The sequence below is a fragment of the Bacillus sp. JJ1562 genome (assembly GCF_036962705.1).
In the GTDB taxonomy this organism is placed as follows: Bacteria; Bacillota; Bacilli; order Bacillales; family Bacillaceae_L; genus Ferdinandcohnia.
The window spans coordinates 1-25,085 of sequence record NZ_JBALOQ010000017.1; the positions used below are offsets into that span (position 1 = coordinate 1).

At 39.5% G+C, this 25,085-nt stretch carries 26 protein-coding genes, 1 tRNA gene and 1 pseudogene; 5 read left to right on the forward strand and 23 right to left on the reverse strand.

Translation table 11 applies throughout. From position 1 onward, the window contains the following. Positions 1-96 precede the first annotated feature (96 nt). A tRNA-Arg gene (locus V7097_RS10520) sits at positions 97-168 on the reverse strand. A 251-nt stretch (positions 169-419) separates the two neighbouring features. Between V7097_RS10520 and clpP the strand changes: the two genes are divergently transcribed. Beyond that, positions 420-1,013 carry an ATP-dependent Clp endopeptidase proteolytic subunit ClpP gene (gene clpP, locus V7097_RS10525; RefSeq protein WP_335703573.1) on the forward strand — a complete coding sequence of 198 codons (594 nt, stop codon included), beginning with the start codon at positions 420-422 and terminating at the stop codon, positions 1,011-1,013. A 39-nt stretch (positions 1,014-1,052) separates the two neighbouring features. Here the strand turns inward: clpP and V7097_RS10530 are convergent, their stop codons facing one another. The 5 genes from V7097_RS10530 to V7097_RS10550 all read right to left on the reverse strand — a co-directional run bounded on the left by V7097_RS10530 (position 1,053) and on the right by V7097_RS10550 (position 4,772). Next, entirely contained in the window at positions 1,053-1,310 is a 258-nt protein-coding gene (locus tag V7097_RS10530) for an HPr family phosphocarrier protein (RefSeq protein ID WP_335703574.1), read from the reverse strand. 141 nt (positions 1,311-1,451) lie between these two features. Beyond that, the gene (gene whiA, locus V7097_RS10535) at positions 1,452-2,393 is read right to left on the reverse strand and encodes a DNA-binding protein WhiA (protein WP_335703575.1); all 942 of its coding nucleotides are present in this window, start codon (positions 2,391-2,393) and stop codon (positions 1,452-1,454) included. A gap of 33 nt (positions 2,394-2,426) precedes the next feature. Beyond that, positions 2,427-3,404, reverse strand: a complete 978-nt coding sequence (locus V7097_RS10540) for a gluconeogenesis factor YvcK family protein (RefSeq protein WP_335703576.1) — start codon at positions 3,402-3,404, stop codon at positions 2,427-2,429. Next, complete coding sequence (gene rapZ, locus V7097_RS10545) at positions 3,404-4,294, reverse strand: RNase adapter RapZ (protein WP_335703577.1); 891 nt, start codon at positions 4,292-4,294, stop codon at positions 3,404-3,406. The genes V7097_RS10540 and rapZ overlap by 1 nt, the downstream gene beginning before the upstream one ends. A gap of 19 nt (positions 4,295-4,313) precedes the next feature. After that, entirely contained in the window at positions 4,314-4,772 is a 459-nt protein-coding gene (locus V7097_RS10550; RefSeq protein ID WP_335703578.1) for an NUDIX hydrolase, read from the reverse strand. Positions 4,773-5,186: 414 nt separating this feature from the next. Between V7097_RS10550 and V7097_RS10555 the strand changes: the two genes are divergently transcribed. Next, positions 5,187-6,500, forward strand: coding sequence for an aminotransferase family protein (locus tag V7097_RS10555; protein WP_335703579.1), 1,314 nt, complete (start codon positions 5,187-5,189; stop codon positions 6,498-6,500). A gap of 48 nt (positions 6,501-6,548) precedes the next feature. On the opposite strand, the gene V7097_RS10560 is transcribed toward V7097_RS10555, so the two are convergent. Both V7097_RS10560 and V7097_RS10565 read right to left on the reverse strand, forming a co-directional pair. Next, positions 6,549-8,099 carry a GNAT family N-acetyltransferase gene (locus V7097_RS10560; RefSeq protein WP_438824224.1) on the reverse strand — a complete coding sequence of 517 codons (1,551 nt, stop codon included), beginning with the start codon at positions 8,097-8,099 and terminating at the stop codon, positions 6,549-6,551. A gap of 185 nt (positions 8,100-8,284) precedes the next feature. After that, positions 8,285-9,122 (reverse strand): annotated as a pseudogene (locus V7097_RS10565) (MerR family transcriptional regulator). Between V7097_RS10565 and V7097_RS10570 the strand changes: the two are divergent. Continuing rightward, positions 9,117-10,256 carry an MFS transporter gene (locus tag V7097_RS10570; RefSeq protein ID WP_438824225.1) on the forward strand — a complete coding sequence of 380 codons (1,140 nt, stop codon included), beginning with the start codon at positions 9,117-9,119 and terminating at the stop codon, positions 10,254-10,256. The pseudogene V7097_RS10565 and the gene V7097_RS10570 overlap by 6 nt on opposite strands. Positions 10,257-10,305: 49 nt before the next feature. Here the strand turns inward: V7097_RS10570 and trxB are convergent, their stop codons facing one another. From trxB to V7097_RS10620, 10 genes are all read right to left on the reverse strand, one after another. Further along, positions 10,306-11,250, reverse strand: coding sequence for a thioredoxin-disulfide reductase (gene trxB / locus V7097_RS10575; RefSeq protein ID WP_335703580.1), 945 nt, complete (start codon positions 11,248-11,250; stop codon positions 10,306-10,308). 101 nt (positions 11,251-11,351) lie between these two features. Next, the gene (locus V7097_RS10580; protein WP_335703581.1) at positions 11,352-12,842 is read right to left on the reverse strand and encodes a tetratricopeptide repeat protein; all 1,491 of its coding nucleotides are present in this window, start codon (positions 12,840-12,842) and stop codon (positions 11,352-11,354) included. Between the two features lie 339 nt (positions 12,843-13,181). After that, a complete protein-coding gene (hisIE, locus tag V7097_RS10585; protein WP_335703582.1) occupies positions 13,182-13,802 on the reverse strand; it encodes a bifunctional phosphoribosyl-AMP cyclohydrolase/phosphoribosyl-ATP diphosphatase HisIE in 621 nt (206 codons plus the stop codon). Then, entirely contained in the window at positions 13,799-14,557 is a 759-nt protein-coding gene (gene hisF, locus V7097_RS10590) for an imidazole glycerol phosphate synthase subunit HisF (protein WP_335703583.1), read from the reverse strand. The genes hisIE and hisF overlap by 4 nt, the downstream gene beginning before the upstream one ends. Continuing rightward, on the reverse strand, positions 14,557-15,291 hold the full coding sequence (hisA, locus tag V7097_RS10595) for a 1-(5-phosphoribosyl)-5-[(5-phosphoribosylamino)methylideneamino]imidazole-4-carboxamide isomerase (RefSeq protein ID WP_335703584.1): 735 nt from the start codon (positions 15,289-15,291) through the stop codon (positions 14,557-14,559). Before hisA ends, hisF begins: the two co-directional genes overlap by 1 nt. Next, positions 15,288-15,920, reverse strand: coding sequence for an imidazole glycerol phosphate synthase subunit HisH (gene hisH / locus V7097_RS10600; RefSeq protein WP_335703585.1), 633 nt, complete (start codon positions 15,918-15,920; stop codon positions 15,288-15,290). Before hisH ends, hisA begins: the two co-directional genes overlap by 4 nt. After that, a complete protein-coding gene (gene hisB, locus V7097_RS10605; RefSeq protein ID WP_335703586.1) occupies positions 15,921-16,508 on the reverse strand; it encodes an imidazoleglycerol-phosphate dehydratase HisB in 588 nt (195 codons plus the stop codon). Positions 16,509-16,620: 112 nt separating this feature from the next. Next, positions 16,621-17,886, reverse strand: a complete 1,266-nt coding sequence (gene hisD, locus V7097_RS10610; RefSeq protein WP_335703587.1) for a histidinol dehydrogenase — start codon at positions 17,884-17,886, stop codon at positions 16,621-16,623. Positions 17,887-17,902: 16 nt separating this feature from the next. After that, entirely contained in the window at positions 17,903-18,532 is a 630-nt protein-coding gene (gene hisG, locus V7097_RS10615; RefSeq protein WP_335703588.1) for an ATP phosphoribosyltransferase, read from the reverse strand. Then, complete coding sequence (locus V7097_RS10620; RefSeq protein WP_335703832.1) at positions 18,525-19,718, reverse strand: ATP phosphoribosyltransferase regulatory subunit; 1,194 nt, start codon at positions 19,716-19,718, stop codon at positions 18,525-18,527. Before V7097_RS10620 ends, hisG begins: the two co-directional genes overlap by 8 nt. A 390-nt stretch (positions 19,719-20,108) precedes the next feature. Here V7097_RS10620 and V7097_RS10625 point away from each other — a divergent pair, with 390 nt between their 5' ends. Together V7097_RS10625 and V7097_RS10630 are read left to right on the forward strand one after the other, a co-directional pair. Beyond that, positions 20,109-20,234 carry a hypothetical protein gene (locus tag V7097_RS10625; RefSeq protein WP_335703589.1) on the forward strand — a complete coding sequence of 42 codons (126 nt, stop codon included), beginning with the start codon at positions 20,109-20,111 and terminating at the stop codon, positions 20,232-20,234. Positions 20,235-20,290: 56 nt separating this feature from the next. Next, on the forward strand, positions 20,291-20,461 hold the full coding sequence (locus V7097_RS10630) for a hypothetical protein (protein WP_335703590.1): 171 nt from the start codon (positions 20,291-20,293) through the stop codon (positions 20,459-20,461). Between the two features lie 97 nt (positions 20,462-20,558). Here V7097_RS10630 and V7097_RS10635 read toward each other — a convergent pair whose 3' ends face one another. From V7097_RS10635 to hprK, 5 genes are all read right to left on the reverse strand, one after another. Further along, the gene (locus V7097_RS10635; RefSeq protein WP_335703591.1) at positions 20,559-21,089 is read right to left on the reverse strand and encodes an acyltransferase; all 531 of its coding nucleotides are present in this window, start codon (positions 21,087-21,089) and stop codon (positions 20,559-20,561) included. A 151-nt stretch (positions 21,090-21,240) separates the two neighbouring features. Then, complete coding sequence (gene ppaX / locus V7097_RS10640) at positions 21,241-21,876, reverse strand: pyrophosphatase PpaX (RefSeq protein ID WP_335703592.1); 636 nt, start codon at positions 21,874-21,876, stop codon at positions 21,241-21,243. Continuing rightward, on the reverse strand, positions 21,866-22,801 hold the full coding sequence (locus V7097_RS10645; RefSeq protein ID WP_438824226.1) for a nucleoside recognition domain-containing protein: 936 nt from the start codon (positions 22,799-22,801) through the stop codon (positions 21,866-21,868). The genes ppaX and V7097_RS10645 overlap by 11 nt, the downstream gene beginning before the upstream one ends. Positions 22,802-22,834: 33 nt before the next feature. Beyond that, on the reverse strand, positions 22,835-23,650 hold the full coding sequence (lgt, locus tag V7097_RS10650; RefSeq protein ID WP_335703594.1) for a prolipoprotein diacylglyceryl transferase: 816 nt from the start codon (positions 23,648-23,650) through the stop codon (positions 22,835-22,837). A gap of 25 nt (positions 23,651-23,675) precedes the next feature. Then, entirely contained in the window at positions 23,676-24,611 is a 936-nt protein-coding gene (gene hprK / locus V7097_RS10655) for an HPr(Ser) kinase/phosphatase (protein WP_335703595.1), read from the reverse strand. Between the last annotated feature and the right edge of the window lie 474 nt (positions 24,612-25,085).

Consider the following 25,085-nt stretch of genomic DNA (forward strand, 5'->3'; position numbering starts at 1 on the left):
GTTCCCTTTTTGTTCAATTTTGAACCGGTGAGGGTACGATTACCACAAATAACAAAAAACTGACCAGGAGATACTCTCTGGTCAGTTTTTTAATAGCGCCCTCGGCAGGATTCGAACCCACGATAAGAGAACCGGAATCTCTTGTGCTATCCACTACACTACGAGGGCATATCTTTAAGAAACTGCACTCATCATTATAGAATAGAAAGCTTTTTATTGCAATATGTATGTTTAAATCGACCCGAATCGGTTATGATGGAATACGTATGAAAAAATTTTTCCGTGCCTGAAAAGGTATGTGATAAAAGTTTGTAGAATAGAATAATTTAGTAAAGCGAAATGTTTGACCTTTACTGACCTTAATTGTATGATGGAAATACATAACAAAACTTTTAATTTTGTTTAGAGGAGGAAGTAAGATGAATTTAATCCCTACAGTTATTGAGCAAACAAACCGTGGAGAGCGCGCCTATGACATCTACTCACGTTTATTAAAAGACCGTATTATCATGCTAGGTAGTGCGATTGATGATAATGTTGCAAACTCAATCGTGTCTCAGTTATTATTCTTAGCAGCTGAGGATCCTGAAAAAGATATTTCTTTATACATTAACAGCCCTGGTGGTTCAATCACAGCTGGTATGGCAATCTATGATACTATGCAGTTCATCAAGCCAAATGTTTCCACTATTTGTATCGGTATGGCTGCATCTATGGGTGCTTTCTTACTTGCAGCTGGTGAAAAAGGCAAGCGTTTTGCGCTGCCAAATAGTGAAGTTATGATTCACCAACCACTCGGTGGTGCGCAAGGGCAAGCAACTGAAATTGAAATTGCAGCGAAACGTATTCTTTTCTTACGCGAAAAGCTAAACCAGATTTTATCAGAGCGTACTGGCCAACCATTAGAGGTACTTCAAAGAGATACAGACCGTGACAACTTTATGACTGCTGAGCGAGCATTAGAGTACGGATTAATCGACAAGGTTATGCAGCCACAAGATAACAATAAGTAAAAAAAAAATCCTCTCACATCGTATCGTGAGAGGATTTTTTTATGCTTCTTTTTGAACAAATTCAGTTAATGCTTCAACCGCTGCTTCTTCATCGTTTCCATCTGCAATTAAGGTAACTGTTGCACCTGAGCCAACCGCTAAACTCATTAGGCCCATGATGCTTTTTGCGTTTACCTTTTTCCCATCCTTTTCTAAGAAAATGTCCGCAGAAAATTTATTTGCTTCCTGGACAAACATTGCAGCAGGACGTGCTTGTAGTCCCGTTCTTAATACAACCTCAACATGTCTTTCAACCATTATTTTCTTCCTCCTCAAGTTTGTGTAAAATTCTTATGTTGTGTGTTTTTAAATTAATTTAATTTATTCTTTATACGTAAATGAACCCTAAAAGGTTTCAAAATGATAGCGCTTTATTTTATTCCAAGTGAGCAAAAACGCTCACTTGATAGATTGGCCTGCACGAAGCTTGTCGGCAATTTCATCTATTTTTCGAAGTCGGTGGTTAATTCCTGATTTGCTAATCTTTCCGGATGTGACCATTTCCCCTAACTCTTTTAGAGTGACATCCTTATAGGCAACACGAATCTCGGCAATTTCTCTTAATTTATCAGGTAAAATACCAAGGCCAACTGTCTCATCGATGTATCGAATATTTTCCACTTGACGAATGGATGCACCAATGGTTTTATTCAAGTTTGCTGTTTCACAGTTCACTAGACGATTCACTGAATTTCTCATATCTCGAACAATTCGTACGTCCTCAAATCGTAGTAATGCCTGGTGTGCACCAATGACATTGAGAAATTCCGTAATTTTTTCTGCTTCTTTTAAATACGTAATAAAACCTTTTTTTCGTTCTAATGTTTTCGCATTGAGATCAAAAACGTTCATTAATTCACAAAGAGAATCATTATGTTCTTTATATAATGAAAAAATCTCAAGATGGTACGAGGATGTTTCAGGGTTATTTACTGAGCCCCCTGCTAAAAAAGCCCCACGTAAATAGGAGCGTTTGCAGCATTTCTTCGCAATGAGGGTCGGAGAGATTTCTTGATGTAGGGAAAAACCTTCAAAAATCTTTAAATCTTCTAAAATATCCTTTGCTTCCTCAATTAGCCGTACAATATATACATTGTTCTTCTTGAGTCTCATTTTTTTACGAACGAGGAGCTCAACACCAACACTATAACATCTCTTCAGCAATGTATAAATTCTTCTCGCGATAGCCGCATTTTCGGTTTGAATATCAACCAGTATTTTTTGGTTGGAGAAGGAAAGTGCGCCATTCATTCGGATCAAAGCGGAAAGCTCGGCTTTTGCACAGCAGTCTTTGATGTCTAGGTTTGTCAGTTCTTTTTTCGTCTCTGATGCAAATGACACAGGTTCCACCCTCCTTTTTATAGTAAGGGTGATTTAGTAATCACCCTTTTTTTCTTCTACAAGCATATTATATAATAGATTTGCTACTTTTGTTGTGTCATGTCTAATAACATCGTTGTCGTATGAGATAATTTTATCATTAATAATCGATAATCCTAATGTAGAAAGTCTATCTAAATCGTACTCAACAGGCTTTGCCAGCTCTTTTGCATATTTTTCCTTGATGTGCTCGGGAATATCACCATCATTGACCAAAATCGTATCAATGAATTTTAATCCCATATGATCATTTAAAGCTTGCACATGGTCACTTGCAGCAAAGTTCAGTGTTTCCCCAGCCTGAGTCATCACGTTACAAATATACACCTTTTTTGCTTTTGCTTTGACGACCTCTTCGCCTATTTTTGGTACAAGCAAATTTGGTAAAATGCTTGTGTAGAGGCTGCCTGGACCAATGACAATCATATCGGCCTCTCGGATTATTTCAATTGATTCATTTAATGGCTCTACATCATCCGGTGTTAAAAAGACACGCTTGATTTTTTTACCGGAGCATGGAATTTTGGACTCGCCTGTTACAACAGTGCCATCCTCCATTTCAGCATTTAACACGACACTTTTGTTAGCCGCTGGAAGTACTTTTCCTCTGACTTTTAGAACTTTACTCATTTCACCGACAGCGTGAACAAAATCACCTGTTATCGTTGTCATTGCCGCAAGAATCAAGTTTCCAAGAGAATGACCGGATAAGCCATTTCCACCTGCAAACCGATGCTGGAACAAATCCTCAATTAAAGGCTCCACATCTGATAACGCAGCTAATACGTTTCGAATATCACCGGGTGGCGGAATATCCATCTCATCGCGAAGACGACCAGATGATCCCCCATCATCCGCAACTGTTACAATTGCTGTAATATCAACTGGCTGATATTTTAACCCTCGTAAAAGTACGGAAAGGCCAGTTCCTCCACCAATGATGACAATCTTAGGCTGTTTTGGATTGGTCATTACTTTTTTTCCTTTCTCCTCTCAATATCGCGGTGAGAAACATGAGTCTGATAGTCATCCTTGAAATGCTTTGCGATATATTCGGCAAGTGTAACGGATCGGTGCTGGCCGCCGGTACAACCAATTGCAATCACAAGCTGGCTTTTTCCTTCCCGCTTGTATTGTGGGAGCATAAATGCAAGTAAGTCTGTTACTTTTTCAATAAACTTCTGGGTTTCAGTCCATTTTAGAACATAGCTTGATACATCCTCGTCAAGCCCGGTCCTTGGTCTCATTGCCTCGATATAATGTGGATTGGGGAGAAAACGCACATCAAACACAAGGTCAGCATCAATCGGGATGCCATATTTAAAACCAAACGACATCACGTTGACCGAAAATGTAGGTTTTGATTGTGATGCAAATTGCTTTAAAATTTTCTCTCGCAGTTCCCTCGGCTTTAAATCCGAAGTATCATAGATATACTGGGCTCTTCCTTTCATTTCCTCTAGGATTTCCCGCTCAGCCTGGATGCCTTCAAGTGGTGAACCAGTTGGAGCAAGTGGATGAGACCGTCTTGTTTCTTTATAGCGCGTAACAAGAGTCGAATCCTTCGCATCTAGGAATAAGATTTGCGGTGCAATCCATGAAACCTCTGAGAGATCATCAAGGGATGCAAATAAGCTATCGAAAAATTCACGTCCCCGTAGGTCCATGACGAGCGCAACCTTATCCATTTTTCCGCCAGATTCCTTCATTAACTCAAGAAACTTCGGAAGCAAAGTTGGAGGAAGGTTATCCACGCAAAAATACCCTAAATCTTCAAAGCTTTGAATGGCCACCGTTTTCCCGGCACCTGACATTCCCGTTATAATCACTAATTGAATTTCACTTGTTGAACCAACACTCATTATTCTGCCTCCCTATCACCTAGCTTGGATCTAATCGGTATGAAAGTAATTGAAAATCTGGTGTATATGTAAATGTTCCATAAATAACCCCAGAACCTTGAAGTACATAATCCAAAATATGATAATCACCAGGGGCCATAGGTAAATTCGATATGTCCTTAATATCCTGCCATTTCAGAATTCCCTCTTCGGATTCATCGACATTTTCTCCTTCAAAATCATTTGCTAAAAAGGAAAACATCATCCATTCTGAGGTAACCTTATCGCCTTCTTTTATGATAAATGTAAAAATCCCTTTTATATCTGGATTTTTAAGATATAATCCTGTTTCCTCACGGTATTCACGGATACAGGAATCGCGAACTGATTCACCTGGCTCCATTTTTCCTCCAGGAGCAACCCACCACCCGCGTCGTGGCTTTTGTAAAAGCAATACTTTATTTTCCTTGCGTACAACGCAATTTGTTACTCTTTGCACTATCTTTCACCCCAAGTCGGTCCCGTTGCATGGTAGACCGTTTGTAAGCAATCTTATGGTTATTATTATACTATTTCTAACAGGTACTCACAACGAACAAGATTTACATGTTGTTTATTTTTGTAGGTTTGGGATTTTGGAACAAAAAGGAGCAAAAAAAGGGGGCACAGGAATGTACCTGTGCCCAAAAAAAATCTATTTATAAAAAGGGGGTCAATTACTACTATTATCATACTCAAAATATATTTCATCCGTGTTACAGGAGGGTTAAAACATAATTACGATTTCAAAGTTGTCCTTTACAAAGCGAAATAATAGCCCGATGGACTAGTTCTATTCCTGATTCTTAGTTCAAAAGCTTGAACTTTTCGCATATATTTTAGTTACGGTTTATCGAACGAAGGGGGAATGGGAATGAACGAAAAATTGATGGTACGCCAGGAATTGACGGAACTTGACCAGAAACATTTTTTACATCCAACCTCACCGATTCAGCAACAACAGGATTTCGGTCCTGCGTTTATTTTTACAAAAGGAGAAGGTGTGTTTCTTGAGGATGTGAATGGAAAACGTGTGCTTGATGGTATGTCCTCTTTATGGAATGTCAATATCGGACATGGGCGAAAGGAATTGGGGCAAGCTGCGCTGGAGCAAATGAACAAACTCGCATTTAGCTCCTGCTTTGCAACGTTTAGCAACGAACCAGCGATACGGCTGGCGGCAAAGCTTGCGGAAATTTCACCAGGAAGTTTATCCACAACATTCTTTACTTCGGGTGGCTCGGAAGCAAATGACACGGCATATAAATTAGCACGGCATTATTGGATTTTACGTGAGAAACCTCTGAAAAAGAAAATCATTTCTCGAAAAAGGTCCTATCATGGGGTGGCTATGGGCTCAACAAGTGCCACAGGCTTGAAGCCATTTAGAGATTTTACAAATTCATTAGCTCCAGACTTTTATTATACGGATAATTTGTCGGCTGAGGACTTGCGAAAAACAATCGAACTGGAAGGACCGGAAACAATTGCGGCATTTATCGCAGAACCCGTTCAAGGGGCAGGCGGTGTACATATCGCACCAGAAGGCTATTTTAAAGAAGTACGGGACATTTGCGATGAATACAATATTTTATGGATTACTGATGAAGTGATAACCGGATTTGGGCGGACAGGTAAATACTTCGGGGTTGATCACTACGGGGTGGCGCCTGACATGATGTGTTTTGCTAAAGGAGTAACAAGTGGATATGCCCAATTAGGTGGAGTCGTTCTATCTGAAGCTCTTTTTGAAGACTTCAAAGAGCATTCCACCGGAACACTTTTACATGGATATACGTACAGTGGGCATCCGATGGCTTGTGCGGTTGCTTTGAAAAATATTGTAATTGTTGAAAACGAAGGGTTAATTGAGAATTCCGCGAAAATGGGAGCAAAAATGCTCGATGGCTTTTCGTGGATTCAAGGTGAAGCAAGTCTCGTCAGTCATGTTCGTGCTTTAGGGCTTATGGGAGCTGTTGAAATCAATACACCTCAGCATGTAAAAGGACCACTTGCACCAAGAATCGTGAATGAGGCTGCTAAAATCGGCCTAATCTGTAGATCCGTCGTATTTGATGGAATGGACACCCTGGTCTTCGCACCTCCACTTTGCATCAATAAAGAGGAAGTAGAACTAATGATTGAAATGCTACACCACGCAATTTTTAGAGTTGAACGGAGTGTTTGAATAAATCCAAGGGACCAGAGGGACGGTTCTTCTGGTCCCTTTGTTTCCCTAAAATGAACCAGAACCAGGAGAACCGTCCCCGTGGTCCCATGTTGCTGGCTTTGGTTTCTTTGTGATAATTTGGTAATAGTCTGTGCGGCGGTCTTTGAGTGGTGTTTCTGTACCAATATTGCGATTGCGGCGGAGGCTTTCAAGGTCAACCTCACCAACAACAATCGTTTCAATATTTGGATTGCATTCTCCAACAATCCCATTGCTTGAGAATGTAAAATCAGATGGTGAAAATATTCCGGATTGTGCGTATTGTACATCCATATGTGGAACATGTGAGAGGTTGCCAACTGCGCCAGCAATAACGGTATAGACTTGATTTTCAACAGCACGAGCCTGTGAACAATAACGAACGCGTAGATACCCTTGCTGGTCTTCTGAGCTAAAAGGTGTAAAAATGATTTGCGCTCCTTTATCCACAGCAATCCTTGCAAGCTCTGGAAATTGAATATCGTAGCTTATGAGAATCGAAATTTTTCCACAATCCGTATCGAACACATGAACATCGTGACCCGCTTGAACACCCCACCATCTTCTCTCATCAGGGGTAATATGGAGCTTATATTGCTTATCAATCGTACCATCCCGCCTGAACAGATAAGCGACATTATATATGCCATTATCCTCTTCCACAAAATGCGAGCCACCAACAATATTAATATTGTAAGTTACTGCAAGCTTTGAAAAGAGGTTAATATATTCCTCGGTGTACTCTGAAACCTTTTTAATTTGTTTACTTGGTACCTGCTCATTTATAAAAGAAAGCAGCTGCATCGTAAAGGTTTCTGGGAACACCGCAAAATCAGAGCGATAGTTAGAGCTCGCATCAATGAAGTATTCACATTGGGTTGCAAAGTCTTCGAAGGAATTGATTTTTTTCATCATATATTGAATCACTGAAATTCTTACGGGCAGGGCACGATTGTATATCCTTCTCGTTTTCTTTGGCAGGTAATCAGGATTATTCCATTCCATTAAAGTAGCGTAACCTAAGGAATCCCGATCGGTTAAATAATTGGCATTGACCCGTTTTAGCACAAAGCCATTAATCATTTGGAATGTGAGTGCCGGGTCATAGAGATTTTGCTGGATGACCTGCTCGACATACTCTCGTGCAGACATCTCATCAGCGTATTTGTGATAATTCGAGATTCTTCCACCAATAATAATGCTTTCTAAATTTAGTGCTTGGGTGAGTTTCTTTCTTGCTTCATAAAGTCGACGTCCAATTTTCATCCGACGATAATCGGGATGGACCATGACATCAATTCCATATAAATTTTTTCCATGTGGATCATGGTTACGAATATAAGAATTATCACTTATCTCATCAAACGTATGCTTATCTTCATATTCATCAAAATCGACAATTAAACTTGAACAGGAGCCAATGATTTTGCCATCATACTCCACACAAAACTGCCCTTCGGGAAAAATCGACAAGTGACTTTCAAGCTGGTCACGTTCCCATGGGTCCATATTCGGAAAACAATCCTTGGAAAGCTCAATAATCTCCTCAATATCCTCATGCTTAATATTTCTCAACATAATCTTTTTCTCAAACCTCGAAAGATCAATCCTTGACACAATAATCTCCCTTTCTGGGCTTTTTGGCAATTACTTGTTGAGTCGCCAAACATTTTTATATACCCTTTTATATCAATATATTATTGGGAGGGCATTTATATTTCTTGGATCACTCAAAAAAGCTTGGTTGCATTTTTCCCAAGCTTTTACAGGAGCCGATTTTTAATTACCTGCATCATAATTTTGGTAATGTACTGTTCCTTTTGATTCATAACAACTGTATCATAAATATACTCTTCAAAAACATAATCCCCTAAGGATAAATCTAAGCGTTCCATCTCTGAAAGAAGTTTCTTGTATGTATGATGTATTGTTTTATCATCTCCAATATGATATCCAATGAGAAAATCACCCTTTACAGCTTGGAAATATGGATATCCCTCCTTGGGATGTGGTTGTTCAATATATAAATAGCTATATTTTGAGAACTCTCCCTTTATAATCTGTTCCCGTTTTGTTATTCCACCTATCGGATATCCTGTATCCAGCTGTGCTTCATTCAATTCTTCAATAAACTCTGAGATGACCTCTACAAATTCTTCATCGGAAATATTTTCAATGTTTCTGCTTAAATAAAGTGTGGCTTCTGGTAAATGTTTGAACGTAATTTGTTTAAAGTCGATTTGTGAGGCTTCTTCCATTAATGCTATTTTAGTTTCAATCAGCTTTTTCTTTCATTTCAATTTCCTGGCGTTTTTTCACAATCTCATCTTTTTTCTGATACATCAAAGATAAAAAGCTATCGGGAGATTTATTTTGCGTGTATTGTTGGATATCATTTAGTGACATATCAAGGTCCTTCAATAAATCAATAACATAGAATAACTCAATTTGGTTGATTGAATAATATCTATAGCCTTTTTCATTTTTGAATACCGGAGACAACAGACCAATTTGATCGTAATAAATGAGGGTCTGTTTGTTAACATTACTAAGTTTCGCGAATTCACCTGTCGATAATAATTTTACGGATTTTTTATTCATTTTCTATCTATCACTTCCCTTGAAACGCTGATGAATGAATTAGAAATAAATGGAATGACTGTTGGTTATCTAACAGCAGCTTTTGCAATTGCACAATTGATTGTTTCGCCATTTGCAGGAAAAGCTGTGGATAAATGGGGAAGTAAAATAATGATCGTCCTTGGTTTATTTATTTTTGGGCTATCTGAATTATTATTTGGGCTTGGCAAGGAAATTATAATATTATTTATTTCTCGCATTTTAGGTGGAGTAAGTGCTGCATTTATTATGCCAGCTGTCACTGCTTTTATAGTAGATATCACAAATCTAGAAACTCGCCCCAAAGCGCTCGGGCTTATGTCAGCTGCAATTAGTACAGGATTTATTATCGGCCCAGGTATCGGTGGCTTTTTAGCGGAATTCGGAACACGTACACCTTTCTTCTTTGCAGGTGCACTTGGTACAGTAGCTGCAATTTTAACGATTATTTTTATTACTGAGCCAAATCGAGCAACAGAAAATAATGAACAAACTCTAGAAGGTAAGAATGGTTTCAGACGCATTTTTGAACCTAAATATTTCATTGCATTTATTTTAATTTTCATTGCTTCGTTTGGTTTGGCAGCTTTTGAATCGTTCTTTAGTTTATTTGTGGATCACAAATTTAAATTTACACCCTCTGATATAGCAATTGTGATTACAGGCGGTGCAATTCTAGGTGCAGTTGCACAGGTTATACTTTTTGATAGACTAACAAGAATTTGGGGTGAAATCAAACTGATTCGCTACAGCCTAGTATTATCAGCAATACTTGTCTTTCTAATGACTGTTGTTCATTCATATTTTTCGATTTTACTTGTGACTTTTATCGTATTTGTAGGTTTCGATTTATTCCGACCAGCTGTTACCAATTATCTTTCAAATATCGCTGGGGATGAACAAGGCTTCGTTGGTGGTATGAACTCAATGTTTACAAGTTTAGCAAATATTAGTGGACCTATTCTTGGGGGAATCTTGTTTGATATAGACATTAATTATCCATACTATTTTGCAACTGTCGTACTAACTTTAGGGATTGTTTTAACTTTATTCTGGAAGAGGCAGACAATACCTAGTAACGAAGTGAAGTCTAGTGTGGCTAATTTGACAAATTGAAATTTTTTAACTAAGCAAAAACACCTCCGCCTTGGAGGTGTTTTAATATTTACGCTTTTATTTTTTCCATTAATTCTTCAATATAGTGCTGAGCTGTTTGGGCAGCAATGCTTCCGTCACCAGTTGCTGTTACAATTTGGCGAAGAGACTTTTCACGAATGTCACCTGCTGCAAAAATGCCAGGTACTTTTGTTTCCATTTTTTCATTTGTTTCGATATAACCGTTCTCGTTTGTGATACCTAAGCCTTCAAATGGTTTAGACAGTGGGAGCATTCCAACGTATACGAATACGCCATCTGCGCCAAATTCCGTTTCCTCACCCGTTTGCGTATTAACAAGAGTTAGGCTGCCAACCTTACCATCTTTTTCGTGAATTTCTTTAACCGTGTGATTCCAGATGAATTCCACTTTTGGGTTATCAAATGCACGTTGTTGAAGGATCTTTTGCGCACGTAATTCGTCACGGCGGTGAATGATTGTTACCTTAGTAGCGAAACGAGTTAAATACACGCCTTCCTCAACTGCAGAGTCTCCGCCACCTATTACAACAAGCTCTCTATTTTTAAAGAACGCACCGTCACACACTGCACAATAAGAAACGCCACGGCCACCAAGTTCTTTTTCACCAGGTACACCAATTTTCTTATACTCCGCACCAGTTGAGATGATTACTGCACGAGCTTTATATTCTTTGCTACCTGCAACTACAGTTTTATATTCGTCACCATCGATGACTTCTTTTATATCACCGTAAGCATATTCTGCACCGAATTTTTTCGCGTGCTCGAACATTTTTGTGGATAACTCAGGTCCTAAAATATGGTCGAAGCCTGGGTAGTTTTCAACTTCCTCTGTGTTTGCCATTTGACCACCAGGAATCCCACGCTCAATCATTAATGTTGATAGGTTTGCACGAGATGTATACACTGCAGCAGTCATGCCTGCTGGTCCAGCACCGATAATAATGACATCATAAATTTTTTCTTCAGTCATTTTTATGTCTCTCCTTACTTCTATGGGTAAAATTTGATATATCGTTTAGTATCTCCTACCCCTATCCTATAAAATCCTGACAAAATCCGCTATTAATATGCTCAGTGTAGAAGTTCCTTAACAAATTTTACATATTTCATGACGGTTGCCTTTGATATTTTATATTTTTCTGCAACCTGTTTTTGCGTTATTGTCCGTGACGCATGATTACGCCAAATGTATTCTGTTGCAGCTGCCCAAGCCTGCCAGTTAGAGACATTGAACTGACGATTGACCGCTTCATCATAAATCATTAACCATGTTAAATACAGTTCTTCATTTGCAGAGTCATCATGTTTATTTTTTGTAAATAAAGTGTCTGCAATATTGTATCCATCAATGATGTAAGACGGAATTTTTTCTGTTTTTTTCTTTTTAGCTAAAACATAGTTTGCAAATTCCTGTTCAAGAGTGGCATGAAATTGAATATGCTTTAAATCCTTACGTGCCAAGGATGAATTTGTTTTGCTTGCTAAAAATAAACCATATAGTCTTTCCTCAATAAAATCTCCTGTCAACCAACGATCAAGCACATCGCTTATTGGTCTTGTTCGGTCAGACTCCCAAGGTGCTGAACCCTTTTTACTTGGATTTTCCTCAAGCACCCGCTTCCACGCATTCCCGGCAACATCATGATGCTCTGTGAAATAGGCAGAATAGGATAGCCAATAATAGAAGGTTTCATCTCCATCAAAACCACTTCGTTGAAGATTTCGTAGCCATTTATAGGCAAGATCATGGCGTCCGATAAGCCCGAATGTTGCACCTAGCTTATAACGGTGTTCAAACAGCATTGGATGAATATGTGATAATCGGCTTGTTAATTCTTTTACCTGCTGATTTTTACGTTGATAATATAAAAAGACAAGAGAATTGCAAAGTGCGTGCAGATTTCCAGGGTTTTTACTCAAAACCTCATCTATAATCTCAGATGCATTTTCCACATCCCCTGAATAAAAATGGGCAAGCGCCAAATTATTATAGGCCGACCAAAACTCTGGGTACTCACGAATAATTTCCTTTAAAAGGGTCACCGCTTCGTCCAATCGCCCTGTTTCAAGGAAGTCACGCGCTTGTTCCTGCTTCATAATAAGCTCATCCTGATGATTTGCGGAATCCTCATAGTCCCCTTCTTCAAGACGCAATAAGTCAAGCAAATCCTCAGCATCCTCTGCAAAATCTCCATTAGGTTCACGATCTAAATACATTTGTGCATGTTTTCCAGACTCTTGGAACAAGCCTAAATGCGCATAATTATTGGCAATAAAATAAAAGCACTCAGGCATATCGAATTTTGGATCATCCATTATTTTTTTAAGATATTGATTTGATAGAACATAATCACCGATTTCTGTTAACGCAACCGATAATTGGCATAAAAACATTGGCTCATTCGGTTCAAGCTCGATTGCTCGTTTAAAATGTTTAATCGATTTATATATATCATGCTGGCGATACGCCTTTAATCCTTTTTTAAAATAATATTCTCCCGTCTGGATAAACGGAATAATCTTTGATGCGTGCTTTCTTTCTTTTACGTTATGTTTTTCCATCGGGGGTCCTCCACTTTAAAATGCGATGCAGGGGTTTAAATCCCTACTGAATAAAATTATTTCCCAAAGTAGTATAACACATAAAAGCAGATGGCACATAGGGGTGCTTGGCTAAAAGTGAAAAACTTATGAATGGTATTTTGTGGACAACGTGAATAATGTGGACAACTCATTTCCTTATGTGAATAATCTGACGATATTACTGAACCAAGATGACATATACACAAATATGATAGTCAAACTGTGGATAATGTGGATATCGTGGATAAACGATTCACATCGTAGTAAAATAAGGCAAAGTAAAAGGGTACTCATTGTGGATAAGTACCCTTAATTTCATCATCTTCTTTTTTGCAAAACAGACAATACTTCATCAAGTGGAAGCTTTTGTTCACGAAGTAAGACGAGCAAGTGATAAATTAGGTCTGCCGCTTCCCATTTCAGTTCTTCGTGATCGCGATTTTTAGCAGCAATAATAACTTCTGAAGCTTCCTCTCCTACTTTTTTCAGGATCTTATCTACCCCTTTATCGAATAGGTATGTCGTATAAGCCCCCTCTGGCATCTCTGTTTCACGCTCTGCGATTACTTTTTCAAGTTCATTGAGGATGGCAAAGCGGTCAGAATTTACTTCTTTTGCTTCTCCAAGCAGAGATTCACTAAAGCATGTATATGTGCCAGTGTGGCATGCAGGCCCTGATGGCTCAACTAAGACAAGTATCGCATCCTTGTCACAGTCATATTTCATATCCACGATTTTTTGTGTATTTCCTGAGGTTTCTCCCTTATGCCAAAGTGATTTTCGAGATCGGCTATAAAACCAAGTTTCACGTGTTTCAATAGATTTTTGTAGAGATGCTTCATTCATATAAGCAAGTGTTAAAACCTCTTTGCTAATGGCATCCTGAACAATAGCTGGAGCAAGTCCCTTTTCATCAAATTTAATGTCTTGTGTGTTCATCGGACATTGACCCCTTTCTCTTTTAAAACGTTTTTAACCTCTTTAACAGTAGTTTCTTTGTAGTGAAAAATACTTGCAGCAAGCGCTGCATCTGCCTTACCCTCAGTGAAGGCTTCCACAAAATGCTGTGCATTACCAGCACCACCTGATGCGATAACAGGAACAGAAACAGCTTCGCTTACTCGTCTTGTTAATTCAAGATTGAAGCCATCCTTGCTGCCATCATCGTCCATGCTCGTTAATAAAATTTCACCAGCACCAAGTTCAACTACTTCCTGTGCCCAAGCGACAACCTCCCAATCGGTTGCATTTCGGCCACCATGTGTGTATACTTGCCAGCTGCCCATTTCCTCATCATATTTTGCATCAATCGCAACGACGATGCATTGAGAGCCAAAGAAGTCTGCCCCTTCTTTGATTAGATTGGAATTTGTAACAGCTGCAGTATTAAGTGAAACCTTGTCAGCGCCAGCACGAAGGATTTTTTTCATATCCTCTAAGGAGTTGATTCCACCTCCAACTGTAAAAGGAATCGCAAGCTCCGCCGCGACTTTTTTGACAACCTCAACCATCGTTTTACGGCCTTCATGAGAAGCGGAAATGTCTAGGAAAACCAATTCATCTGCTCCTTCAGAATCGTAAAACTTTGCAAGTTCAACAGGGTCACCTGCATCACGAAGCCCCACAAACTGAATTCCTTTTACAACACGGCCGTCCTTTACGTCCAAACATGGAATAATTCGTTTTGTAATCATCAACCCTTCACCTCTTCCAACGCCTCTTGGACGGTAAATTGATTGGTATAAATTGCTTTTCCAACAATTGCGCCAGAAACACCCTGATTCACTAGCTTGCTGAGTGCTTTTAAGTCATCGATTGAGCTGACCCCACCTGAAGCAATTACTTTTTTACCAGTGGCAGCTGCAAGTGTCGCAACCGCATCGATGTTTGGACCACTCAGCATGCCATCTGTTGCGATATCTGTAAAAATAAACACTTCCGCACCTGCATTTGCAAGCTCGACACCCAGATCAGTCACTTTAACAGAAGAAGTGTTTAACCATCCTTCTGTTGCCACATATCCATCTTTAGCATCAATGCCGATTGCGATTTTTTCTTTGTATTTTTTTAACATATCCTTTACGAATTCAGGATTAGAGATGGCAGCACTTCCTAAAATCACTCGGTCAACGCCATTTTCAATATAATAGGCAACATCCTCTTCGGTTCTGATGCCACCTCCGATTTGAACTTTTGCGGCGAGCTTCCGCGCAACCTCAAGCACATATTGATCATTTACGCGTTTGCCTGCTTTTGCCCCATCTAAATCCACCATATGAATCCATTCTGCGCCCGCATCGGCAAACGCTTTTGCCATATCAAATGGTGAATCACCATACACGGTTTCTTTATTATAATCCCCTTGAAGCAAGCGAACGCATTTGCCACCACGCATATCGATTGCAGGGTAAATTGTAAAAGTACTCATTTTGTCACCTTCTTTTCCACGATTGCAGCGTAGTTTTGGAGAATTTTCAACCCTAAGTCACTGCTTTTTTCCGGATGAAACTGGGTTCCAAACACATTTCCTTTTCCGACAACAGCTGGAACCTCTACATCATAGGTACTGCTTGCGATTACATTTTCATTATCTGTTGTCGCAAAATAGGAGTGAACGAAATAGACATGTCCACCCTTGATGTTCTCAAGGAGAGGAGATGGATTTTTAAGATCAAGGTCATTCCACCCCATATGTGGCACCTTGTAGGTTTCTCCACTTTTTGTTACACTAGGGATTTTCGTGATTCTTCCTTTTAAAAAGCCAAGACCCTGGGTGAGTCCATTTTCTTCACTTTCTTCAAACAAAAGCTGCATTCCAAGACAAATTCCAAGGAGTGGTGTTCCATTTGAAACGGATTCATTTATAAAACTGACTAACTCTTTTTCATGTAAAATTCCCATCGCGTCCTTAAAGGAGCCAACACCTGGTAAAATCAAGCCGTCCGCTTTGGCGAGTTCGTCCGGTGTGCTTGATATAAAGTATTCATAGTTCATTCGCTCAAGCGCCTTTGAAACGCTGTATAAATTCCCCATGCCATAATCGATTATGCCGATCATCTACAACATCCCTTTCGTTGATGGGACCCCCTTAACTCGTGGATCGACCAAAGTTGCCTCATCTAATGCACGACCTAATGCTTTAAAAATCGCCTCGATGATGTGATGTGTGTTGTGACCGTAATGAACAATTACATGGAGATTAATTCTTGCTTCTAATGCAAACTTCCATAGAAATTCATGCACAAGTTCCGTATCGAATGTACCAACACGGGAACTTGGAAAATCCGCTTTTAATTCAAAATGTGGTCGATTTCCAAGGTCAATGACAACCTGTGCGAGTGCTTCATCCATGGGAACAAAAGCATTTCCGTAGCGCTTGATTCCTTTTTTATCTCCCAGTGCTTCACGTAATGCCAGTCCTAAACAAATTCCGATGTCCTCTGTTGTGTGGTGATCATCAATTTCAGTATCACCTTTTGCCTCGACTGTCAGGTTAAAATGTCCATGTTTTGTAAAAAGGTCGAGCATGTGGGACATGAATGGGACACCTGTATCAAGATTTGAAATTCCTTCCCCATCAACTAAAAAATCTAGTTTTATATCTGTTTCATTTGTTTTTCGTTCAACTTTTGCTTGTCTTGTCATGATTACACCTACCGTTATCCACAATTTTATAATTTCTAATAAATGCTTGGTGTTACTCGTTTCTGCAGAATCTTACCCACAGAATCCACAGTTAAATCTTCAATTTTGTGAATTATTTTAATCGTTCCTCAACTGCTCTTGCGTGTGCTTCTAAACCTTCGAGTCTAGCGAAAGCTGCAATTTTCGGACCATTTTCTTCGATTCCTTGTTTGCTGTATGAGATGATGCTTGATTTTTTCGTAAAGTCATCCACACTTAGCGGACTTGAAAAACGAGCTGTTCCATTTGTCGGAAGGACGTGGTTTGGACCAGCAAAGTAATCACCAACAGGCTCAGAGCTATATCGGCCGATAAAAATTGCACCTGCGTGCTTGATTTTTCCTACCTGTTCCATTGGCTCCTTCGTTACAATCTCAAGATGCTCAGGTGCAAGCTCATTTACAACCTTGATGGCTTCATCTAAATCATTGGTGACATAAATGGCACCAAAGTCATTTATTGAAGCTCTAGCAATAGCCTCACGGGGTAGAAGCGCTATTTGTTTTTCAACTTCATGCGAAACTGCTTCCGCAAGCTCCATTGAAGTTGTTACAAGAATACTTGATGCCCGCTCATCGTGCTCGGCTTGAGATAACAAATCCGCTGCTACTTCGTTTGGTAGAGCTGTTTCATCTGCAAGCACCACAATTTCACTAGGACCTGCAATCATATCGATATCCACATTTCCATAGACTTCGCGCTTTGCAAGTGCAACAAAAATATTTCCAGGACCAACAATTTTATCAACAGGCTTGATGGTTTTCGTACCGAACGCCAATGCTCCAATTGCTTGCGCTCCGCCAACCTTATAGATTTCCTCCACTCCAAGGATATCAGCTGCGACCAATACACCTGCAGGAATAGTACCGTCCTTACTAGGTGGTGACACCATTACGATTCGCTCAACACCTGCAACCTGTGCTGGAATGACATTCATTAGGACGGATGATGGATAGGCCGCTTTCCCACCAGGAACATAAACGCCAACTGCATCAAGTGGAGTAATTTTTTGACCAAGAATGGTGCCATTATCCTTCATTGTCATCCATGATTGCCTAACCTGTCGGCTATGATAATCCCTGATATTTTCAGCTGCTTCTTTAATGATCGGCACAAGACTCTCGTCTAATTTTTGATAGGCATCTTGTATGTCTGTTTCAGTGACTTTTAACTCATCAAGTAAAACACCATCAAATTTTTCGGTAAAGTAACGAAGTGCATTATCCCCTTCTTTTTGCACTTTAGCGAGTATTTCTAAGACTGCTTTTCTCTGCTCTTCAGTTCCGCTATCAATTGTCCGCTTCAATGAAACAGTATTAGTTACACGTTCAATTCGCATGCTGTGTCGGTCCTTTCTACTGGGATACTACTTTTGATAGTCGTTCAACGATATCGTCGATTTGCTGATCCTTTAAGCGATAGCTCACTGGATTCACAATAAGACGTGAGGTGATATCTGCAATATGCTCAAGTTCAACTAACCCGTTTTCTTTTAATGTACGTCCTGTTGATACGATATCCACAATTCGGTCCGCCAATCCAATTAATGGCGCAAGCTCAATGGAGCCGTTCAATTTAATTATTTCCACCTGCTCCCCATTTTCGCGGAAATAACTGGAAGCGACGTTTGGATATTTCGTTGCAATTTTAGGTGCAACACCTTTAATTTTAACGTTTGGAAGTCCTGCAACTGCGAGATAGCATTTGCTAATTTGCAAATCAAGCACTTCATATACGTCGCGCTCTTCCTCAAGCATTACGTCCTTTCCGGCAATTCCAAGGTCTGCTACGCCATACTCCACATAAGTGGTCACGTCCATTGGCTTCGCAAGCATGAATCGAAAAGGCTCATCAGGAACGTCGATAATTAGTTTTCTGGAATCCTCAAATTCAGGAGGAAGCTTGTAGCCTGCTTTTTGTAAAAGCTGTGCTGCTTCTTCAAAAATTCTTCCCTTCGGCATCGCTATAGTTAGTTTGTTAGTCATTTTCAGCCTCCTCCTTCCTTGTAGTTCCTAAGAAAAAGGTGTTTTTTGCAAATGCGTTCGTGCACGCATCCACATCCTTGATTCCAGCGATATCTTGAAGGATGACACGCTCACCCTGTTCTCTTTTTTTCATTGCAAAACGGATTGCTTCTTCACGTTGTTCTGCGCTAAATATCACACAATGAATCTCGGGTTCATCCTGAGGTAAATCAAGTGCTTCAAGAAGTCGGTCAATCCGAATTCCAAAGCCTGTAGCTGGTGCAGGACGATCAAATTTTTCGAATAAATGATCATAGCGACCACCATTTCCAACTAAAAAGCCAACATTCTCCGCATAAATTTCGAAAAGGATTCCTGTGTAATAGCTCATATGGCTAACAAGATTGAAGTCAATTTTAATATGCTCAGTTACGCCGAATGCCTCTAATTTCTTCCATAGCATTTCAAGTTCTTCGGCTGCCTTTTTTCCTTCTTCACATTCGACTAATTCTTTTGCTTTGGCGATTTTGGATTCATTTCCTCGAAGTTGTAAAAGGGATAGCAATCGCTGTTTATCAATTGAAGAGAGCGGCAAGCTTTTCACATGCTCTCTATAGCCAACGTAATTTTTTTCATATAAATAGCGTTTGAGAACATCGGCTCTTGCTTCATTTCCGACAATCTCCTTGAACAATGATTTTACATAGCCAATATGGCCAATAGGTACGGTAAAATTAGTAAGCCCCGCTTGCTTAAGTGCAGCAATCATAAGGGAAATAACCTCTGCATCTGCACTAGTTGTTGCATCGCCAACAAACTCAATCCCAATTTGCTCGAATTCGGCAGGTCTACCACCCTCATGCTGCTGAGCGCGGAACACATTCGCCGAGTATGCGATACGCAATGGGTATTCTCCTTTATATAAACGAGACGCTGCGACTCGAGCGATAGGAGCTGTCATATCAGGTCTAAGGACAAGTGTATGTCCCTGTGAATCCAATAATTTAAATAGTTGCCGGTCAAGGATCGCCGATGCCTCACCGATTGTTTCATAGTATTCAAGCGTTGGAGTTTCAATAAATTGATAACCCCAGCTTTCAATTTGAGAAGACATCGCATCGCGAATTTTCTTTTTCGCTTCATATAAAGCTGGCAAAGTATCTCTCATCCCTAACGGTTTCTCAAACATAAACACGATTTTCGTCACCACCGAAGTTTGTTTATCTTAATTTTCTCATATTTTTCTCAATAATTCACTTTACTTTAGTTCGCTAATATACTACCAAGATAAAGTATATATTACACCTATCCCTTTCTTACGTCAACGGAAAAGTCAGAATTTAGTTGATTCAGTTCAGTGGTGTGGGGATAATCTGGGTTGTGGATAAAATTATGTTTCGGTGGATATTTTTGATAATAACTTATTAGTGTTGTGAATTGTATGAATAATGTGGATAAATAACCTGAAATTTTGTAAGCAAGAGAGGAAGAAGCGAGGAAAAAGATGGAATGTGCGAAAAGGAGTATTGGCTTTGAACGATACAAGGAATACTCATAACATGGAGTAAAATATTGAGATTCAAAAGGGGGTACTAAAATGCCTAATTTAAATGATAATAAGTTCAGAAAAATCCAGTCTGAAAGCTTTAAGCAAGGAAAAACACAAGAAGAATATGCTGCGGAACTTGAAATGAACAAATTAAAAAGTCAAAAAAGAAAGTAACTGCACCAAATAATGATCATTGGCAATGCATTTGAGATGTAATGGAGGAGTAAATAATGACAAAGCGTATAAATAAAGGTAGTCAAAATCAAAGCTCACCTAAAAAAGGTGGAAATTTAGAAACAGAATTTGGACAAGAGATCACTAGTGGGGATAATAATAAAGGAAAGAAATATAACTCCAATCGTGGAAGTAAATCTCAACTAAAAAACCCAAATAATCACTAATTGCGAAAGGAACCACCTCGGTTCCTTCTATTTGATATCAATATAAAAAATCCCATCAAACTTGTACTTTGATGGGATTTTTGGTATCAGGTTATTTTTACTTACCAGATTCCTCCTCTTGAAATTCACGCTGTTCTCTTTGTTCTTTCGTATAAATCACTTGCATCGGGTTCCCACCGACAAAGCTGCCGGCTGGGACGTCCCTGTGGACCATTGTACCAGCTGATACAATTGCCCCATCCCCGATTTCCACGCCTGGTAAAATCGTTGAATTGGCACCGATCATAACCTCGCTGCCAATTTTAACTTCACCAAGTCTATATTCCTTAATCAAGTATTCATGAGCTAAGATTGTGGTATTAAAGCCAATCACTGTGTTGCTCCCGACACTGATTTTTTCTGGGAACATGATGTCTGGCACCACCATGAGTGCAAATGCTGTTTTTTCCCCAACCTTCATCTTTAAGAAGGTGCGATATAACCAATTTTTCATTCCTAAATACGGTGTATAGCGCGCCAACTGAATGACGATAAAGTTTTTTACAACCTTCCAAAAAGAAACGGTTTTATAGATTTGCCAAAGCGAATTTGGACCCGAAACATAATATCGTGTGGTTCGTCGTTTCACTATTTTTTCATCCTTTTACTATCAAATGCGCCTTGGCGTATTTGCGCCCGATTTTTTTCGAGCAAGCTCGAAAAATTTCATCTGAAAAATCGTGGCATCCGCCGGAGGCTATAAGTTTATTCAGTTGGGATTCAAACCCAACTGATTAAACTTAAACTAAATCCAATAAGTCACTCATATTCTCAAGCATAAAATCGGGTTTGTATTCCAATAAGAAGTCTTTTCCTTTATGAGACCATGCGACTCCTGCAGTCTGTGTGCCTGCATTTTGCCCAGCTACAATGTCCTGATAATTGTCACCAATCATGATTGCTTCTTCAGGGGCCGAACCTAACAGCTTTAATGCCAACAATACTGGTTCTGGGTCTGGCTTTGGATTTTTAACATCATCCAATGTCACCACAACATCAAAGAATTGATCAAGCTCTGTTAGTTTTAAACCCATGTTAACTATTTTTCTGATCTTAGTTGTGACAACCCCAATTTTATAGCCTTTTTCCTTAAGTGTTTTGATAGTATCGAACACTCCAGGAAATTCAGTTACTAATTCATCATGCTTTTCATGATTGAATCTGCGATATTCTGCAATCATTTCTTCAGCGCGGTCCGGATCTACAGAAGAAAAAGATTCATGTAAGGTTGGACCATTAAACGGCAGTATCTCTTCTCGGGTGAAGCGACGATCCGGGAAGTATGTTTCAAAGGTGTGTAAAAAAGATTGCAAGATCAGTTCGTTCGTATCAATTAAAGTTCCATCTAAATCGAATAAAAGTGTATTAATTGCCATAAATAGGTTCCTTTCTATTATTTTGCTCGACTCGTTTCCAGATAAATGCAATTGCCATCGTTAAAATGGTTGCTGTTAGGATGCGTATTAACAAAAGAGGTAATACCGGGATTCCTAATGGGATGAAGATTAGCGTATCCTCCACAACTGCGTGACAGGAAACTAAGAAAATTAACGCTAACGTAACATCCTTCTTACTTACATTATCCTCTTTTACCGCCTGAATCATTACACCTGCTCCTAACGCTAAGCCGAACAAAATACCTGATGCCAGGGTTGTTGATGTATTTTCCTTCATACCAAGTACCCTTGTGACTGGTGTCATCCATCTTGAAAACACATCCAACCATTTTAATTCTTTTAATATTTGAATCACAACCATAAGGGGAATGACAATGATAGCTAATTGCAGAATCCCAAATGATGCTTTTTCAATACCATTTAAAAGGATACTACCCCAGCCTGAAATTTGTTCTTCTGTACCTGACACAAGTCCATATTTTGCTAGTTCACTACCTCCATTCCATACTAGATTGATAACAAAGGCAGAGATAAACGCAAGTCCAAGTCTCACTACTACAATGATCCAAATTTTCATTCCTACCTTTGCAGCCACGGTAGACTCAATAATCATATTATGTGAGAATGATAGCATGACCGCCAAAATAAACACTTCTTTTACGGTCAAATCCAGTGTTAAAATCGCACCAATTCCAGCATAAAGGTTCAAAAAGTTCCCTAATACAAGCGGAATTGCTGCATCACCTGATAGACCAAACCAGCCCATGATTGGTGCAATCCACTGAATCACCCAATCTAGTACTGGTGTATGCTGAAGTAATGTAACAAGCAGGGTAACAGGAAAAATTACTTTCCCTAATGTCCAAGTTGTCTTTAATCCTACTATGAAGCCTCTCTTGATCATTTCTAGCAAGTTTTCCCTCTCCCTATTAGTGAGTTATTTCTCTAAATATCGCTCGTTCGAATATCCTTTTTTTCTTCGATACACGAGTACGATCAATGCTCCAACAATCGACACAACTGAAATTAACTGTGCCACTCGTATATCTCCAAGCATTAAGCTATCGGTACGTAGCCCTTCGATGAAGAAGCGACCAATTGAATACCAGATGACATAGGTGAGGAACATTTCCCCGCGTCTGAGATTCACTTTTCGAAGCATAAGTAATATAACAAAACCAACTAAACTCCAAATGGACTCATATAAAAAAGTTGGATGATAGTACACGCCTTTTATAAACATTTGGTCCATAATAAAGTCTGGTAGCACATTATAGAAGGTTTGGATATGTTCTTCCGCAATCGAGCCGCCATGTGCTTCTTGGTTCATAAAATTTCCCCAACGACCAATCGCTTGGCCTAAAATAATACTTGGCGCCGCAATGTCGGCAATTTTCCAGAAGGATAATCCTTTTACTCTTGCAAACACAACCGCTGTCAAAACCGAACCGATTAGGGCACCATGAATTGCAATTCCCCCCTCCCAAATTGCAATGATTTTGGAAGGATTTTGTGAATAATAGTCCCATTTAAAAATAACGTAGTAAATCCTTGCGAAGATAATGGCAATCGGTACCGCAAACAGCATGAGGTCCATAAAAGTATCCTTATGCATGCCTCTTCGTTCTGATTCCTTGATGGCAAGATAAAGGGCAAGCATGGTTCCTAGCCCGATTATAAGTCCATACCATTGAATCCGTAGTGCGCCCAGTTCTAAAAATGTTGGGTCTAATGGTTGTATGCTTCGATCCATTTTCTCAACTCCCTTTTTTATTTTTTTATATGTCGTCGTGTTCCCCATATTCAATTGCGCTTGAGAGACGATTTGTAAAATCCTCTGCTGCGTTTAAGCCCATTCGTTTTAGACGATAATTCATTGCTGCCACTTCAATGATAACGGCTAGGTTTCGTCCTGGTCGAACAGGAATAGTATATTTCGTTAAATCTGTATCAATGATTTTCATTTTTTCTTCATCAAGCCCGAGTCGATCATATTGTTTCGTTTGATCCCAAAGTTCAAGATTTATGACTAAAGTAATTCGTTTGAAATTGCGGATTGCTCCTGCACCAAATAGGGTCATTACGTTGATGATACCAAGACCGCGGATTTCAAGGAGATGCTCGATCAGCTCTGGCGCACTTCCAATAAGTGTGTCATCATCCTCCTGTCGGATTTCCACACAGTCATCTGCAACAAGACGGTGACCACGTTTTACAAGCTCCAGCGCAGTTTCACTTTTACCAACACCACTTTTACCGATGATTAGAACCCCGACACCGTATATGTCCACAAGAACACCATGAACTGCAGTTGTTGGTGCAAGCTTGCTTTCTAAGAAGTTCGTAATCCTACTTGATAGTCTTGTCGTTTTCTTATTCGACTTAATGACCGGAACGGATTCACGTTCGGAAGCCTCAATTAACTCCGGAGGCACTTCCATATCACGCGAAATAATAATCGCAGGCGTAATATCAGTACAAAGCTTCTCCATACGGTAAATTTTTTCATCATGTGACAATTTCTCAAAAAAGGTCAATTCTGTTTTTCCTAAAAGCTGAATCCGCTCTGCTGGATAGTAATCAAAAAATCCAGCAAGTTCGATACCTGGTCTTGAAATATCACTTGTGGTGATGGGACGATTGATTCCCTCCTCCCCGCTAATCAACTCTAATTTAAATTTCTCTATTAAATCCTTTGTGCTAACTTTTGGCACATCCGTACCTCCTTGATTGTAATTCGTGTAGATTTATGTTTGATATGATTTCTGCATGTTTTAAAAGACCCGAGTTTTACTTGTGGTTCGGGCTTGTAATACACCAATTAAATCTAATGCGCCTTGGCGTATTTGCGCCAAGATTATTTCGAGCCCGCTCGAAAAGTTACCTTTGAAAATCTGCGGCATCCGCCGGAGGCTTTAACTTTATTTAGTTTGGGTTCAATCCCCAACTAGATAAAGTTAAACTCATTCTCCATTTTAGCATTTTTCTGTGTAACGCCAAAACTTTTCTGATTAAAATTGGCGAAGTTTGGCGGGGAGTTGGTTTTTGGTGTGGGGATTGAGTGGAATCGAGGACAAATTCGGTTATTTGCTTTGCTAGATTGTGTCCGATGTAGTTATCAAAGACACTTTGGTTAATACACTGGATGATTTGTTATTAAGAGGGGGGATCAGAGACAGATTGATTGA